This is a genomic window from Pantoea sp. USMM079 (assembly GCF_037153115.1).
Classification (GTDB): Bacteria; Pseudomonadota; Gammaproteobacteria; order Enterobacterales; family Enterobacteriaceae; genus Pantoea; species Pantoea communis.
In genome coordinates this window covers 1-237 of the sequence record NZ_JBBCKX010000084.1, presented here as the reverse complement: position 1 = coordinate 237, position 237 = coordinate 1, and the positions used below count along the sequence as shown (strand labels likewise).

Annotated in this window: 1 rRNA gene; it reads right to left on the bottom strand. The window is 53.6% G+C overall.

The window, feature by feature from the left end:
* A 23S ribosomal RNA gene (locus tag WFP70_RS26625) occupies positions 1-237 on the bottom strand; the annotation flags it as partial.

The window sequence follows — 237 nt, the reverse complement described above, 5'->3', positions numbered from 1 at the left end:
CATTGCACTAACCTCCTGATGTCCGACCAGGATTAGCCAACCTTCGTGCTCCTCCGTTACTCTTTGGGAGGAGACCGCCCCAGTCAAACTACCCACCAGACACTGTCCGCAGCCCGGATCACGGGCCTACGTTAGAACATCAAACATTAAAGGGTGGTATTTCAAGGTTGGCTCCACGCAGACTGGCGTCCACGCTTCAAAGCCTCCCACCTATCCTACACATCAAGGCTCAATGTT